This is a genomic window from Paenibacillus tyrphae, from assembly GCF_024158745.1.
GTDB lineage: Bacteria > Bacillota > Bacilli > Paenibacillales > NBRC-103111 > Paenibacillus_G > Paenibacillus_G tyrfis_A.
In genome coordinates, this window is record NZ_JAMZAW010000006.1 from 203,727 (window position 1) to 220,008 (window position 16,282).

9 protein-coding genes are annotated in these 16,282 nt (G+C 57.6%); 8 read left to right on the forward strand and 1 reads right to left on the reverse strand.

The genetic code is table 11. The features are described from left to right. Window positions 1–171: 171 nt before the first annotated feature. The 8 genes from NI000_RS11330 (at window position 172) to NI000_RS11365 (ending at window position 14,657) form a co-directional block, all read left to right on the forward strand. Window positions 172–1,953, forward strand: a complete 1,782-nt coding sequence (locus NI000_RS11330) for a vWA domain-containing protein (RefSeq protein ID WP_253410538.1) — start codon at window positions 172–174, stop codon at window positions 1,951–1,953. A 38-nt stretch (window positions 1,954–1,991) separates the two neighbouring features. After that, window positions 1,992–5,381 carry a tubulin-like doman-containing protein gene (locus NI000_RS11335; RefSeq protein WP_253410540.1) on the forward strand — a complete coding sequence of 1,130 codons (3,390 nt, stop codon included), beginning with the start codon at window positions 1,992–1,994 and terminating at the stop codon, window positions 5,379–5,381. Window positions 5,382–5,650: 269 nt separating this feature from the next. Further along, window positions 5,651–8,044, forward strand: a complete 2,394-nt coding sequence (locus NI000_RS11340; RefSeq protein WP_253410542.1) for a hypothetical protein — start codon at window positions 5,651–5,653, stop codon at window positions 8,042–8,044. 9 nt (window positions 8,045–8,053) lie between these two features. Then, a complete protein-coding gene (locus tag NI000_RS11345; RefSeq protein WP_309247887.1) occupies window positions 8,054–8,596 on the forward strand; it encodes a GNAT family N-acetyltransferase in 543 nt (180 codons plus the stop codon). A gap of 21 nt (window positions 8,597–8,617) precedes the next feature. Continuing rightward, window positions 8,618–9,916 (forward strand): vWA domain-containing protein, encoded by a 1,299-nt coding sequence (locus NI000_RS11350; RefSeq protein ID WP_253410546.1) that lies wholly within the window; start codon window positions 8,618–8,620, stop codon window positions 9,914–9,916. A 20-nt stretch (window positions 9,917–9,936) separates the two neighbouring features. Then, on the forward strand, window positions 9,937–10,572 hold the full coding sequence (locus NI000_RS11355; protein WP_446030834.1) for a hypothetical protein: 636 nt from the start codon (window positions 9,937–9,939) through the stop codon (window positions 10,570–10,572). 15 nt (window positions 10,573–10,587) lie between these two features. Next, entirely contained in the window at window positions 10,588–11,853 is a 1,266-nt protein-coding gene (locus NI000_RS11360; protein WP_253410550.1) for a TRAFAC clade GTPase domain-containing protein, read from the forward strand. Beyond that, complete coding sequence (locus NI000_RS11365; RefSeq protein ID WP_253410552.1) at window positions 11,850–14,657, forward strand: GAP1-N2 domain-containing protein; 2,808 nt, start codon at window positions 11,850–11,852, stop codon at window positions 14,655–14,657. Before NI000_RS11360 ends, NI000_RS11365 begins: the two co-directional genes overlap by 4 nt. Window positions 14,658–14,727: 70 nt before the next feature. On the opposite strand, the gene NI000_RS11370 is transcribed toward NI000_RS11365, so the two are convergent. Beyond that, window positions 14,728–16,230 (reverse strand): oligosaccharide flippase family protein, encoded by a 1,503-nt coding sequence (locus tag NI000_RS11370; protein ID WP_309247889.1) that lies wholly within the window; start codon window positions 16,228–16,230, stop codon window positions 14,728–14,730. Window positions 16,231–16,282: the final 52 nt, after the last annotated feature.

Consider the following 16,282-nt stretch of genomic DNA (forward strand, 5'->3'; position numbering starts at 1 on the left):
ATTTAAGAATTCTGTAAGGTTTCGTTAGTGGAATTTTACTTTGTGACCAGTTAATATGTAGATTAGTAGACGACATGCAGTTCCATTGTACTACCCTCTACGGCAATTTACTACACTATACCATATTGGTTCGGGATGGTTCGACATCGGGCCGTCCATAGGTTTGGAGGAATGAACCCCGTGAAAATCATCAAAGCGCTGCTCCGACCCGCCGTCGCTCTGCTGCTCGCCGTCCTGATGCCGCTTCAGGCCGCAGCTGCTCCGGCAGGCGCAGTCGATATGAAGATGGATGCCGTTCTATCGGTGGATGTCAGCACGTCCATGAACGAAAGCGACGTCAACAAGGTCAGCAACGAAGCGATGAAAATGTTCGTCGACATGGCGTCCGTGCAGGGCGACAAAATCGGCATCGTCGCCTATACCGATCAAGTGATGCGCGAAAAGGCGCTGCTCACCATCAACTCCGCTGCGGATAAGCAGGACTTGAAATCATTCATCGACAAGCTGTCCAAGGGGCCTTACACCGACATCGCCGTCGGCGTAAACGAAGCGGTGAAGGTGCTTGAATCCGGTACGGAGCAAGGGCATGTTCCGCTTATCGTGCTGATGACCGACGGCAACAACTGGCTGAACGCCGGCCGCACGCAGCAGCAGTCCGATCAAGAGCTCGCCGATGCGATCAAGAAAGCGCAGGACAAAGGCATCCCGATTTATACGATCGGGCTCAATGCCGACGGAAAGCTGAACAAGGCGGTGCTGGAGCGCATTTCACACGAAACGAAGGGCAAATCGTTCATCACGAGCACGGCGGACAATCTGCCGCAAATTTTGAGCGAAATTTATGCGAGCCACTTCAAGTTGAAGGTCGTGCCGCTGACCGGCTTTGTGGCGAACGGGCAGTTTCAGGATGTGACGGTGACGATTCCGAACGCCAGCGTGCAGGAAGCGAACATCTCGATCATGTCCGCGAAGCCGGTGGAGGTCAAGCTGTTCGATCCGTCCGGCAAAGAGCAGAAAATTCCGTCCGACCGCGTCGTTTATACGGCTTCGAGCGCCTACTCTTTATTGAAAGTATTGACTCCGGCGCAAGGCGATTGGAAGCTGCAGGTCAAAGGCGTCCAGAAGGAAAAAATTAACATTAACCTCGTGTACAATTACGACCTCCAGCTCGTTATGGAGCCCTTGGCATCGACGACGTTAAAACCGGGCGACGAAGTGCAGGTCAAAGCGTATTTGCAGACCGCCGGACAAAAGACGGCCGATGCGGATTTGTACAAGGGCTTGAAGGCGTCGGCGGTCTTGACGGACCTGGATACGAAGAAGAGTGAGGAGAAGCCCCTGACGATCGGCGCACAGGGTATCGCGGGCAGCTTCAAGGTCGCGGATGCGCACGACTACGAGCTTAAGATCAAGGCGGAGGGCGCGAACTTCCTGCGCGAGACGGCGCCCGTGAAGCTCACGGCCAAATCCGGCGGAGCGGCATCCAAGCCTGCGCCCGAGCCGGCGAAGGAGCCGGCGGCCGGTGCGCTCAGCCCGACCGTATGGGCGGCGATCATCGCCGGGGTGCTTGTGCTTGCGGGAGCCGTCCTGTACGCGCTGTCGGCTTATCGCAAAGCGAACAAGGGCTTCGTCGGGCAGCTCGTGATCGAGGTCAAGGACGAGGACACGGGCGAGCGGGCCAACCCGCAGTACCGCAAGCTGAACGCGTTCAAGGGCAAAGTGACGCTGCATCAGCTGCTCCAGCTCGCGCCGGAGTTTGCGGAAACGAAGGATATCGTCTTCCGGCCCGGTCCGAACGACACGGTGCTGCTGCACAATGCGACGCCCTGCGTCGTCGAAAAAGGCGGACGGGTGTTCGATGCCGCCAAAGGAAAAGAAATTCGTGCAAATGACCGCATCAAAATCGCGCTTCAAAACGTCAATAAGTCGATAAGCGTCGAATACTTGAAATAAATATCCTATATGGCCTTGGTAACAGGAGGAGTCCGGACATGAAAGCAGTAGTCAGAGAGCATATACAGCAGTTGGACGTATCCTTGGGCGGCGGCATTGTCAGCGAGAAAATCCGCGTCGACACGATCGACAACCCGATGCTGGTCATCGGTCTCGGCGGAACCGGCATTGATGCGCTGCTGCGGCTCAAGTATCAGGTGAACCGGCGGTTCAAGCTGCCGGAGGACCCGTTCACGAAGAAAAAACGCGAGAAGCCCGACAACATCGAGTTTCTCGCGTTCGAGACGAACGAGCACGACCGCAACAAGCGGTACAAGGGTATCGGCCTCGATCCGATGACCGAATTCGTGCTGCTGTCGAACGCGGAGATCGGCAGCGTGCTGCAAAACCGCAGCATTTTGGAGCCGTATATGAAAGAATGGCTGTCACCGGAGCTGACGATTACGGACGGCATCAACGGCGCTTCCGGTGTTCGGCAAGCGGGCCGGCTGCTGCTGTTCACAAAGATCGTACAGGTCGTGCAAACGATCGAGCGCAAAATCAAGACGCTGTCGGTAGGCACGAACAAGAAGCTGATGGTGTTCCTGCTGACGGGCATCTCCGGCGGCACGGGCAGTGGCTGCTTCCTCGACATCGCGTATATCGTGCGCGGCATTCTGGAGCGGGATTACGGCTCGGCCGGCGTCGACAAAGTCGGCATTCTCGGCTACTTGTTCACGCCGGATGTCAATTTGGCGAACAAGGCATTGACCGAGCATTCGCGCGAATATATCAAGAAAAACGGCTATGCGGCGCTCAAGGAGCTTGACTACTGGATGAACGTAGACGAACGCGGCGACCGGTTCAAGCAGCAGTACGCGAACATTTTGACGGTCAACTCGCCAATGCCGCCTTTTAACCTCGCGCATCTTATTTCAGCGACAAACCTCGAAGGCAAGCAGCTCGAAAATGCGTATGACTACTGCATGAACGTGACGGCGGAGAACATCACGAACTTCATGGCGAGCGAGCAAAAGCAGTCCGGCGAGGAATTCGCCATTCACGACTATATCAGCAACATCCGCACGAACATCAATCAGATGCCGAAGACGTATGCGGCGAACTATCAATACAATATTTTGGGCGCGTCGTCCGCGGTTCTGCCGATCGAGGAAATGACGACGTTTTTGGCGTACAAAGTGTTCCAGCGCATGTCGACGATGTTCGAGGCGGGTCCGAGTCAGGAGGACGTCGAGAAGCTGGCGCACAAGCTGGGCCTCGACCCGGATTCGATCCATCGCGAATTCGACAAAAACGTGCCGGAGCCGCTGCCCGGTTACCAGAACAGCGAGCGGCTCAGCTACAACAACGTCGTCAAGCAGCAGATCGTTCATATCGACACGGAGCTGGAGCAGAGTTACCTGTCCCGGGCCCGGGAGGAGTACATCAAGGCCCGCAAGCAGCTGCCGGGTCAAATCCGGGAAGTGTTCGCCGAGCAGATGGGCAAAATGTTCCGGCATCCCGAGCAGGGGCCGTTTTACGTGTCGCGGATCATTTTGCAGGATAAAGGCTTCTGCCTGCTGAAGCTGATTTCGTCGTACATCGAATCGCTGAAGGAAAATGTGTACCGCATTCCGCGGGATATCGAGGCGGCGGGCGATACCGCCATGCAGAAGCTGACCGAAGCGAAGAGCGCGTTCATCTCCAAGGACAAGAAGAAGGACGCCTATATTGAAGCGAAAATCCAGGAGTACTTGCTGCACTCCGACCGCGAGCGAATGGAGCAGATGATCGAGTTCTACGAGGATCTGTATACGCTCATCAACAACGACAACTCGCGTATTTATCAAGTGTTCACCGAAATCTTGAACGAGCTGAACAAAATTTTCCAGAAAAACGGCGATATCCTTACCAAAGGGCAGGAGGAAGTCGATCACAAGGGCAACCGCACGTACTATTGGAACATTGTCAGCGTGCCGGATATGGCGAAGCTGATCGGCGACGTGACCGACGAGAAGAACGTCACCGAGCTGATCCGCGACTTTACGCAGGAGCTGCTGGAGAAGTCGAACCAGTGGATCAAGGAGCAGGAAGTGGACGTCGTCAGCTCGATTTCCGAGTTTTTGACCGAGCAGTTCAGCGACCTGATCACGAAGTCGATGGAGGATTTCCTGATCATCAAATACGGTCACGAGGATTCGCTGGAGAAGCTGGTGGAGCAGAAGATCGCAGGCCGTTTGTACGAGGAAGCGAAGCCGGTGTTCCATCTGACCAACAGCTCGGGCCATTTCAACTTCCCGTCGTGGGGCTTCGTCTCCGTGCCGGTGAAGGCGCCGAATATTTTCAAGGGCATCCGCAACTTCCAGGATAATGCCATTGCGAACTCGCGCTTCACGATCAAGGAGAGCGAAGTGAAAAACCGCGTCTTCTGGCTGAACACCCAGAACGGTATTCCGCTGTTCCTGTATACGCCGCTGAAAGTGTACGAGGAAAGCTACGAGCGCTCGATTCTGGAGCCGGAAGGCGTCGGACGCCATCTTGTCCAAACGGAGAAGACGAACTGGACGTACCTGCCGTCGCCGATTCCGGAAAAATCGTGGGGCGATACGTACGAAAACGCACGCGTAAAACATTACAACGCCGACGTCCGCAGCATGTTCGACCAATCGCTGGCCTTGCGCATTATCCGCGAGAAGTCGGCGGATCAAGGCACAACGGGCCGGTACGAGTGCGTATTCACGAAGCCGTTCGATCTGGAGCAAAAGCTGGCGTCGTACCCGATGCAGCTTGACGCGGCGAAGCCGAACCTCGGCGAAATCAAGCGCTGCGTCGCCGATTTGAAGGAGCTTGTGGCAAACGGTTTGGAACAGGACGGCCTGAAGGACATCTTTGGCAGCGTGAACGAGGAGATGGCGAAGGAGAACCTGATCCGCTCGCCGGAGCTTCTGCGCCGCGTCCGCGAGGAGCTAGGCAAGTACCGCCGGATCGAAGCGAAAATCGCCGAGCTGGAGCAGGTGCTCGCCGCCCATCAGGACGAGGAGAAATTCATCCAGCAGTTCATCGAAGCGATGTATACCGGCGCGATCGTCAAAAAAGGTGCGCTGTACGTGTACGACCATGACGCAGATGAGGACCCGTGGGAGCCGTTCGTCAACCTGATGCAGGCCGGTAAATTCCCGGAATACGAAATTTACCGCAAAATCCGCGCCCTCGACGCGAAGCGCCTCGGTCTGCTCCAGCGCAAATCGTCGAAGCTCAGCCAGCAGCTTACCGCGCAAGAAGACATCAGCGGCCTGCTGACGAAGCTGCAGGACATGGCCGGCGCCTACCAGGACGCCAAGTCCGCGCTCGACTACGACCGCGGCGAATACGTCGACGGCGAAGACATGTACCAATTCTACAAGCAAATCGCCAGCAAGGTGAGCGATATCCTTCGCAGCTTGAAATAGAAGCTTCGTAAGTCATAGCGACAGCATTTAAATACGCAGCCGATCCAAGGCTGCGGCGGTTTTTTAGTTATATTTCGTTTGAGATTTCGTCGTGAAACAGGTGACCTGTCCCCCGGAAGAAGCGCTTGCGCTGTCCGCCTTTGAAACCCATGAATATTCCTTAAAATATAATCGACATTCATGGGTTTCAAGAGCGGCTGGAGGGGGATAGGTCACCGCTCCAACAAACGGCGAAATCTCAAACTCCTCTCGATTGGAGGGTCAGGATCATGCGGGAGAAATTGATGCAATTCGCGAGCGCATACGCCGCGGAAACAGACAGCATGGGAACGGGCGGGGATGAGCTTCGCAGCATCAACCATCCCCTCGTGTTCCTGTTCGTCGGCGACCGGTCGGCAGAAGCGCTGGAACAGGTGTACGACCTGAACCGGAAGAAGTGGAACAACAGCGCCGGCGTCGTTTATTTACATATCGGCACGGAGGCCGGCACACAGGAGGCCGCCGCGCGGGACAACGTCTACGGCTGGTATCTCGGCGGAGGCGGCGGAGACAAAAAAACGCAGCGCGCCGAAGGATATAGGCAGTTTTACCGAAACGAGGCGAAGCTGCTTGAACTGAACGTCCTTCTGCGGCAGATGAACAGCCGCATCTCGGAGTTCGGACGGCTGTACGCCTCGCTGCAGCGGGTCAATATCGCCGTAGTCACGCGGGTCGACGATCCGCTCAACGCGCTCGTGCCCGAGCTGACGGTGCTGATGAAATCGATCTTCGGCGAGAGCTTCCGCTCCGTGGTCGTAGATCTTTACGGACTGCTGCAGGAGCAGCAGCCGGGCGACGATTTCGCGTATGCGGCATCGCTCGGCGTCAGCTTTATGCGCGAGCTGGATGTGGTCCAGCAGCGGGAATTCCGCTTGGCCGCGGAGCTGCAGGTGACGGGCGACGGCATCCGGCTGCCGGTCGAGCACCGGGACGCGGCTTTGTTCGACACGGTGTATATGGTCGGAGACAAGGACGAGCGCGGGCTATTTGCGGCCGGCGGCATGCAGCGGTGCTACGAAATCGTGTGCCATTTGAACCTGCTCAAGAACCGCAAAGCCGCTGACGAGGTCGATCCGAGGCACGGTGCTTACAATCACCAGCAGTTCAAGCAAAACATGATGCCGCCAGGCGAAGCGGGAGGCATTTACGCCTCCGCGGGGTTCGCCAAGGTAACGCGGCCCAATCAGGCGATCGCCTTGACGGTGCTGTATCACCTGTACCGGGGGATGCTGCAGCGGATGCGGGATAACGCGGTAATTCATCAAACGGAGCTGCTGGAGCTGGCCGAGCTGGACCCGAGGAAGGCGGAGGCGAGCGTCCGGGCCGTGACGGGTGAACGGGCGAACCCGGTCGACGCCATGTACGGCTTGCTCTATGAGAACGTGCCACACCACGAGCTGCGGTCGATGTCTCTGCGGCAGGCGGAGGCGGCTTTGTTCGGGGCGAACGCCCGGACCTTCTTCGAGACGAATGCCGTACGGGTCATGGAAGCGGCGCTTGAGGCGCGGGACGGGGCCGGAAGGCTCGGTCAAACGCTGCAGCGCAAGGCGGTCGATCATCCGTCGTACGGGTGCTACTGCATGTACCTGTGGACCTCGGAGCAGGAACGCGGAGCAGAGACGCCCAGTCTCGTCACCATGGTCCGGGAGTGGCGCAAGGAGGCCGAGCGGCAGCTCGAAGACGGCAAGTTGGACCTCGAAGCGTTGTACGAGGAGCGGGTGGAAGATCAGCGGTATGCCAAAGGCTCGCTGCTCGGATTTCTTTCGCCCAAGAGTCAGGTAAAACCGTTGGCCCGTGGAATGCTCGAGCAAATCTACGGCTTGAAATACGAGCTGCTGCTGCTGGAGCTGACCATCCGCGAGCTTCGAAGCTACGAGCGGAAGCTGGATGAGATCCATGACCGGATGAAGCGGTACGTCCAGCGGCTCCACGACATCGAAGCGGCGCTGCTCGACGCAAGCCGCCGGAGCATCTCGGAGACGAACGACGAGCTGGGACGCAACATTAACGAATACTACGGCCATGTCGTCGAAGTCATCGCCGCCGAAACGGAAAACCGCCGGGGGCCGCAGTTTTATTTTGACGAACGGTGGGTCGGGAACGTGACCGCACTGCTTGCGCAAAGCGACGAAGCTCTGGTCGACAGGCTGATTGCGGCGGCGAAGCGGGAATGGTTCGTCCATCCGCTGTTCCATCAGCCGTTCGAGCAGGAGCTGCTGGCGAGGGCGAACGTGGCGGTCAGCTACGACAACCGCGAGGTGCTGACGAAAGAAGAACTGTACCGCGATCTGTACGTGACGCTCGAGAGCGAGGCGGCGATCCGGCTGGACGTCTACAACTATACGCACAAGCACCGGTACGAGGAAAAATATTTTTTCGGGGATTTTCAAAGCGAATTGATCCAGTATGCGTACAGCGTCGATCATGGCAGTCGCACCTACAAGCTGGGCTGCATCCATGAGAAGAAGCAGAGCGGCGTCGAGAAGCTGAATCTGATGGGTGGATTCCGCCTGGCCGACCTGATGTACTACCGGAACGGCAGGCGGTATTACGATACGTATGTGCACAGCGGATACGAGTTTCACGGACGCGAGATGCCGGAAGAACCGGCGGCGGAAGGGTGAATGGAACGCATGAACGATAAGAACTCAAGCATTTATATTCGTGCTTACGAACCTTCGGATGCGGAGGCGCTGCTCGCTTTGCACCTGAATAACCGGGAGTTTTTTCAAATGTATAACCCCGCTCGCGACGAATCTTTTTATACGCTGGAAACCCAGCTTGCGAACATCGGCACTGGAAAAGACGAGCGGAGCCAGGACAAACGGTACCCTTTCGGTATTTTCCTGAGGGAGACGGATGAACTGATCGGAGAAATCTCGTTGTTCGAAGTGAAGCGCGGTCCGCTGCAAAAATGTTTGCTGGGTTACTCCCTGGATCAGCGGCACAACGGGAAAGGGTACGCGTCTGAGGCGGTGCGGCTGATCGTGGAGTTTGCGTTTAAAGAGGCCGGCTTGCACCGGATCGAAGCGGGCGCGATGCCTCGCAACGCAGGCTCGCTGCGCGTTCTGGAGAAGGCGGGCTTCCGCCCGGAAGGCTTGGCGCGCAAAAACGTGAAAATCAACGGGGTTTGGGAAGATCATCAAATGTTTTCGCTTTTGGACGAGGACGTTTGAAGTGGAAAGTGAGGAAGGCCGATGAAACGTCGGAAATGGAATCCGCTGCTGACCGGACTCAGCATCGTAGGTGGCTTTCTAGGATTTATCGCAGGGGAAATGATGCTCAGCCGGTGGGAAGGAACGCTGCACGAAACTGTGCTGATGGGGCTATATTTCGGGGTGTTCGCCCTGATCGTCGGGCTGTGCTGTCTGCTGGCGGAGATCCTGTCACCGCAATTGAACGGAAGAAACTGGCGTCTCCGCTATGCCTCCGACGGATGGAAGCTGCTCGTTCCCGGCACGCTTCTTCTTCTGTTTGGGGCGGGGGCGCTGTTTCAATGGGCCTACGGGCTGTATTTCGATTCTGCGAAATCGGGGCGGCCGCAAGATTACGTGCTCATTTTGGATACGTCCGAGAGCATGAAGCAGAACGATCCGAACAAGCAGAGCTTGCAGGCGGTCAAGTCGCTGATCGGGCAGATGGACAGCAACAAACGGGTCGGCGTGCTGACGTTCAACGATACGGTGACCTGGGTGCAGAAGCTGACGCAGCTCAGCAGCGAAGCCGTCAAAAGCCAAGTGCTGGCGCAGATCGACGCGATTCCCGCCCCGACCGGGGGGACCGACATTGCGCAGGCGCTTACCCAAGCGATCGACCATATGCAGAAGGAATCGCACCGCAAAGGAGCCGTCATTCTCATCTCGGACGGCTACAGCGATGTGGATATCGCGCAAGTCGTACAGCCTTATAATTTGGAAAATATCGCCATACACACGATCGGGATGAAGCAGCCGAACGAGGAAGGGAGCCAACTGCTGCAGCGGATCGCCGAAGCGACGGGCGGAACGTTCCAAGAGGTGAAGCAGGCCGAGCTGGTGACGGACGCATTCCGCAACATTTATTTGAAAGACCATCATTTCCATCTCATGAACGAACGGCAGGGACAGATGCAAGGCAGCGGTTGGCATGCGGCGCTGCGGGTCGTGCTGATTCTGTTCATCGGCGCGCTGCTCGGGCTGTCGCTTGGCATCGTGTTCGATAACCGCTTCCTGGCGCGCAGCTTCGTTGTCGGCGGCATGATAGCCGGTCTGCTCGCAGGCCTGACGCTGGAATACGGCCTGCCTTCAGAGCATCCGAGCACCGTGCGCGCTATAGCGGACCTTATTCTGGCCGTCGTGCTGTCGCTGTCCACCTTGCTGTTCGCCGTGCATGAAAGCACCGGCGCGAACACTGGTCTTCGCCGCGGCAGACCGCGCGAGCTGTATGCCGGTTCGGATGGCGAGAGCAGCCGCTATGGCGGAAGAGACGGCAGCCGGACCGGCAAACGGTTCCGGTAACGACGGGAGGCTGGCAGATGATGCAATGGAGCGAACCTGACGAGCGGTACCGGATTACGAAAGCGGCCTCCGAGGTCAGGGAAGGCGAATGTCTTCTGACGTGGCATTGGCCGAAGGAAATCAATTACGTCTACATCGACAGCTTCGAAGACGGGGGCGAACTGCCCCCGGACGGGCTGGACCCGAAGCGGCTCAAGCTGTTTACTCGCGAGGAATACAAGGCGAAAGCCGGCTACCGAGCCCGTGTCGACTTTACGGGGCCGTATTTTTACCGGATCTATCCTTGCGTGATGCTGGAAGGACGGCTGACCCCGCTGCTGCAGCGGGACGGAGACAATCTGACCCGCGTCAGCGGAGGCCGGGCGAAAATCCGTTACGGCATCAAATACGGCGGCGGTTGGTTCAGTAAATATAAAACCGTGCAGATCCGGCTGTTCTGCGAAATTCCGGTCCCCCGGGAAGCCCTGTGCTACGTGAAAAAAGAAGGAGCGGCCCCGCGAAATAAGGAAGACGGGACCTTTTATCCGTTCATGAACGATTTTCCGCCGGGGCGCACGGAGCTGCCGCCCATCGAGGTCGGCAAAAACGACTATATCCGGTTGTTTTTTACCGACGGACCGATCTATGGCGAGCGGTTTGAACTCATTCCGGACTAAAGGAGGGACCTGGGCATGTTGGGGTTTTTTAAGCAATTTTTCGAAAAGAAGCCTGTGGAAAAAGAACGTCCGCCTTATTACAGCATCGTTTGTCCGTACTGCTTCCATAAATTCGAGCCGGACGAGGTCGTGTTCCGCGCCGTGCATACGAAGGAGAACGACGACGAATTCACGCTGCAGGAAGACGAGCGGCTGAACGCATGGCGGCGCAAGTTCAATCTGTCGCAGCAGGACATGGAGGCGGTGATCGAGCCGCACACGATCCCGGAAGAGAACCACGTGTACTCGGAAAACGTGCTGGTGGCGGTCATCGACCGTTATGGCGTGGCGACGCGGCGGCGGCTCTGTCCGAGCTGCCACAACGAGCTGCCGATTTCGGCCGGCAAAATGCCGAGCAACATCATCTCCATCGTCGGGGCGTCGCAGGTCGGCAAATCGGTCTATATGACGTCGCTGATCCATACGCTGCAATCCTCGACGGCTTCGAATTTCGACGCGGCTTGCATGCCGCTCAGCGCCGAAATCAGCCGGAAGTTCCGGCAAAATTATTTGGAGCCGATCTTCGACCGCGGCATGATGCTGGAGTCGACGAACCCGAACGAGCAGCAGGAGCCGTTTATTTTCCAGTTCGTATTCAAGGACGAACAGCGCGCGCCGCTCACGCTCGTGTTCTTCGATGTTGCGGGCGAGGGCATGGTGGAGCGCGATTATTTGGAAATCTATGCGTCGCATATTAAAAATTCCTCGGGCATTTTGTTTCTCGTCGATCCGCTGCAAATCCGCACGATCCGCGACAAAATCCGCCTGAACGTCGGCCAGGAAGAAGGCGAGTTCGCAAGCCGCTATGACGAGCCGCGCGAGGTTGTCATCAGCTTGTTCGAAAACTTCATCGCCCATCAGCAGGGCAGCAAGACGAAAATTCCGACGGCCATCGTTCTGACGAAGAGCGATATGCTGCAATATTTGAAAGAGGAAGACAGCGAATATATTCAGTCCAACAGCAACGTGTTCCGCAACGTGATTCACAAAGGCTATTTGGACCAGACCGAGTTTGAGAACATTAACGGCGAAATCCGCCGCTTTATCGAGAAGGTGGACCGGCCGTTCAAGGATGCGGTCGACGTGTATTTCCAGAACACCGCCTACTTCGCCGTATCCGCGCTTGGTTCGAACCCGGTAAACCGGCAGGTGACCGGTGTCATTAGCCCAACCCGGGTGGACGAACCGTTCATCTGGCTGCTTCACCAGCTCGACTACATCGACAGGAGAGATGCGCCGTGAGCCGGGACCGAAACATTCAGCAGCACTATTTTACCCGGGACCGGGAAGGAATTTTCCGCACGAACGAAGGGTTCGATACGGTAGCGAAATCCGCCGGGCTCGATAACGGTTTTATTAAAGCGGCGCTTCATCCGTACTGCGTGTATAAGGCGCCGCAGGAGCTGCTCACACGCGGAGAGGCGGACGAGAGCCGGTATCCGGAAGCGTTCGGCGTCTTCCATACCGACAGCGGGGAGCTTGTGATCGGGCGCACCGTTTACGTCAGCGCCGACTTTACCGGACAGCGGAGCGCTTTTTTCACGCATCATTACGTCGTGCCCAAGGAAGGTCAAGAGGCCTTCGTACGCGAGCCGGAACGTTTGTTTGCTATTCGCGACTTCCGAAGCAGCTACGATATTCAGGACGGGAAGTCGATTCCGGAGCTGGACGAGCTGGGTTACGACACCGCGGCCAAACCGGAGAACCCGGACCGGCTGCTCGGCAGACTGAAGCTGGACCGCACCCGCTTTCTGCAGCTGCTTTGCGCCGTGATGGCGTCGCTCACGAACAAGAAGAAGGTGTACGTCGCGCTGGACGCGGACGTGTCGGCCGGGAGCGCGGAAGCGAAACGGCTGATGGAGCTCGTTTACCGCTGCCTGCCGTATGCGATGCGCCGGCAGCTCGGATTCGTCACGTACCAGAGCGAGCCGGAAGGCAAGCAGCATTACCATGTCATGTTCGTGGAAAAGGGCAGCATTCGTCTGCCCGACCGTCAGCTCGAAAAAGATTATTTGTTCGATCTGCCGAATGAGCGGATTCATGGTGTGGACGTGTCCGGCACCGAGCATTCGGTTCTGGACTACGTCTGGGAGCACCGGGGAGATAAGGCAGGTCTGGAGCGGTTCTACGACTTTTGCGAGGAAGCGCTGCAGGACGTTGGCCATCCCGTCGCGCTCGCCGTTCCGACCTATTCCCAGCTGAGCGAGCTGTTCCGGATCGAGCAGGGCCAGGAAGGCTTGTACGAGCAGAATCGGGCAGGCACTGTGAAGGGCATTCTTCAGTACTTGACCGCGGAAACCGCAGGGCGGAAAAAACGGCTGAACGATTTGCTCGGCAAGCTGATCCGCAAGGAATTGATGGATGGGGACAGTGTACCTACCGCGGAATTCGTTACGCCGCTGCTGGATTATTACGCTTTTGCCGACGAGGGGACGAAGACGCTGCTGATCGCCAGCTTTGCGCTTTATATCCGGCGGGCGGCGTCTGCGGCTTCCGGCGATATCCGCGCGGCGGTTCCGCTGATCGATCCGCTGCGGAACCAGAATGCGGTCTTTCTCGCCGTTCTGAAGCAGTTGCACGAGCAGCATCCCCAGACGGCGGAGCAGTATGCAGCCTATCGCATCACGGCGAGCGGATCGGTCAAGGAGTTTTTGGAAGAAATCAAGTTTTGGCTGATGTCCGCGGATGATTTGCTGCTGCAGCACTTTTTCCGCAATGAAGTATTGAAAAAAATGAAGCAGCTGCTCAAGGCGGAGAAATCCAGACGGATGGAAGTGGCCAAAAATACATACATCTACTTCGACCGTCTGCCGGAGCGCGAAGGAAAGCCGCAGTTCGAAGACTTCTGCATGCAGCTCAAGCTGGAAATCCAGCTCGAATTGCTGGAAGATCTGACCCCGACTGGGCTGAGCTACGAAGACCTGCTGCAGCTTGAGTTTATGCTGGACCCGCCGCAGCCGGAGCTTCTGCACAACCTGAACAGCGGCGGACGCATGACGCTGGATCTGCTGACCGCCGTGTACCGGGTGCTGACGCTGGAGCGGCGCAAGCCGTCCGATGTCGTAGCAACCATCGAGCGGCTTGGTCCGCTGGATCTGGAACGGGCGCAGGAGCTGCTGAAGAAGACGCTCGGCGATAAGATAGGACCGGAGACGTTCGGCAAAATCGCCTACGCCTTCAGCCGTCCGGATGCGGGAGTCCGGGGCGGGGGCGGATACGAAGCCGGGTATGACTTCGACCGGATGCTGGAGTACGTAGCCGCCCAGACCCGGGGGACGGATACGATCTACGAATTTATGCTATGGAGCGCGGGAGATTCCCGGTTTTCCGGCGGCTCGGGAATTGACGTTCACTACCGCGCTGCGCTGACGCGGTATTTTGACCGGCACGATTCCAAGGCGTTCAAGAACAAGCCGATCAAGGAGCTGCTGCTTGGCGTGCCGAACGAAGCGTTCGCCGCCGTGTTTAAAGAAATCAAGCTGAAGCAGGACCCGGGCATCATCCAGTTTGTACTGCGGCGTAAAAGAAAACTTTTTCGGCTAGGCATTCTCGTGCTTCCGCTGCTGCTTATCATCATTCTGTTGTCCACGTTCTGGACGCCGATGATGGGAGCGATTCTTCGCCCAGCGCCCACGCTCACGGTCGAGACGCTGCCGGAAAAAACGGCCCAGCCGGTTGTTACCGTAAAAGCAAGCGCGACGGACGGCGGCTACGATCCGAACCCGAACATTTTCGTGAACGGGCAGCACGTCGGCAGCGGACAAGTATCTGCTCCCGTCGTCCTGATGATCGGCGAGAATACGATCGAGATCAAGGCGGAGAACAAATACGGCAAAGCCAGCGAGCCGGTCGTCAAAAAAGTGCAGCTCGACCTTCCGATGCAAGGCCCGCCGCTTCCGGCGAGCAGCGCGTCCAAAGCCGGCGGAGGAACGCCAGGCGGCGCTTCCGGCGCACAAACCTCCTCCGAACCGGTTGCCGGTCCGAAGTTTACCCCTGCAAACACCAAGGGGAAGACGGAGCAGCAAATCCAATCCGGCGCACGCTAAATCGAAGCAGCCTGAATCCTTTCACGACCGAAAGGGATCAGGCTGTCGTCGTTTCCGGCGCAGTGCCTCGTTACTTTTGACGCGTTAGCGCGACAAGTGCAACGTAACCGGCGGAGCAAGCGAACGTCAGAAGCATGAGCGTTAGCTGCAGAGGCATTCCGGAGAAGCCTGCGGCGGGCAGCAGTCGGCCTCCCCAAAGCGTGACGACACTGGTGAGCAGCAGCAGGACGACGGCGTTCATCACAAGCGTCTTCCCGGAGAAGGATAGCTGCAGATCGCGGCGGAGTACGTTAAGATTCCACAGTACCGGGATCGTTTCAAACAGCAGCACGCCTGCCGCGATCCCGGTATAGCCCCATCCGGGAATCCCGGTCAATACGTAAAGCATCATCATGGAGCAGACAATGCCGACGAGAATGCCGCGCATCGGCTCTTTTTTCCGGCCGACGGCCCACAGAACGCTCGTCGTCACTTCCCGCAATCCCGCAAGCAGCGGGCAGAGCGAAAGCAAGCGAATCGCTGTCGCAAGCTTCTCTTGGTCGAATAGCAGGCGCGCCAGTTCTTCAGCGAAGGTAAACAGGAAGAGCGCCGCGCTGATTCCCCATAATATACTCAGGTTTAGAGCCTTGCCGATTCTCCGGAAGGCGCGGTCGAACCGCCGGGTCTGCCAATCGGCGGCGATTTTTGGGGAAAGCGTATGGGTGAGCGAAAACGTGATCAAGGTCGGGATATAGACGATCGTCATCGCCATGCCCGTCATTTCGCCGAATATGGCAAGTGCTTGTCCCGACGAAAGTCCGGAGGCCTGGAGCCGCATCGGAACGATGGACGCTTCCAGAAAATCCGACAAAGGAATGATGAGCCGGGTGGCCGTCAAGGCGAGCGCCGTATGCGTGAACAAGCGGAGACTGCGATCCGGCTCTACTTGGCCTGAGACCGCACTCGCGGAAGACTGTGAATGGCGAAGCAGCATCACAAGCAGGAAAGCCAAGGCGCAGCCGGCCCCCGTCGATGCGCCCAGCGCAGCCGTACCTAAGGCTTGCGGCATGCTGAGGCTCGTGCCGATCGAGAGGAGCAGCAGGATGGTCCCGACCCGGACCGATTGCTCGACAAGTTCGGAGACGGCGATAGTCCCGAACGCTTCCAGGCCTTGAAGATACCCGCGGAGCAGGCTTAGCAGCGGCACGAGCCACAGCGCCGGCAAGAACATGCGAATCGGCAGCTCCAGCTTTCCATTGCCGAGCCGAACCGCAATTTCGTTCGTGAACAGGAAGAAGCCTGCGCACAGCAGCGTACATACCCCGATGTAGAGCAAGGACATGTTGCGGTAAATCCGCCAGCCGTTTCCGGCGCTTTTAGCGGTGGATAAGGTCAGCGCCATAGGCAAACCGCCGGTGAGCAAGGTCAAGACGAGGCCGTAAAACGCGTAGGCAATCTGATATAAGCCGACCCCTTCCGGACCCAAATAACGAAATAACGGAATGCGGAGGAGCAGCCCGAGCAATTTCACAATTAACATTGCGCTTGTCCGAAGCGCCATCTGTTTGAATATCGGGGGCAGAATCATCCGCATCACCACCTCGGCCGGACGGAAAAGTGTTGTCCACTCTCATCTTATGTCCAAG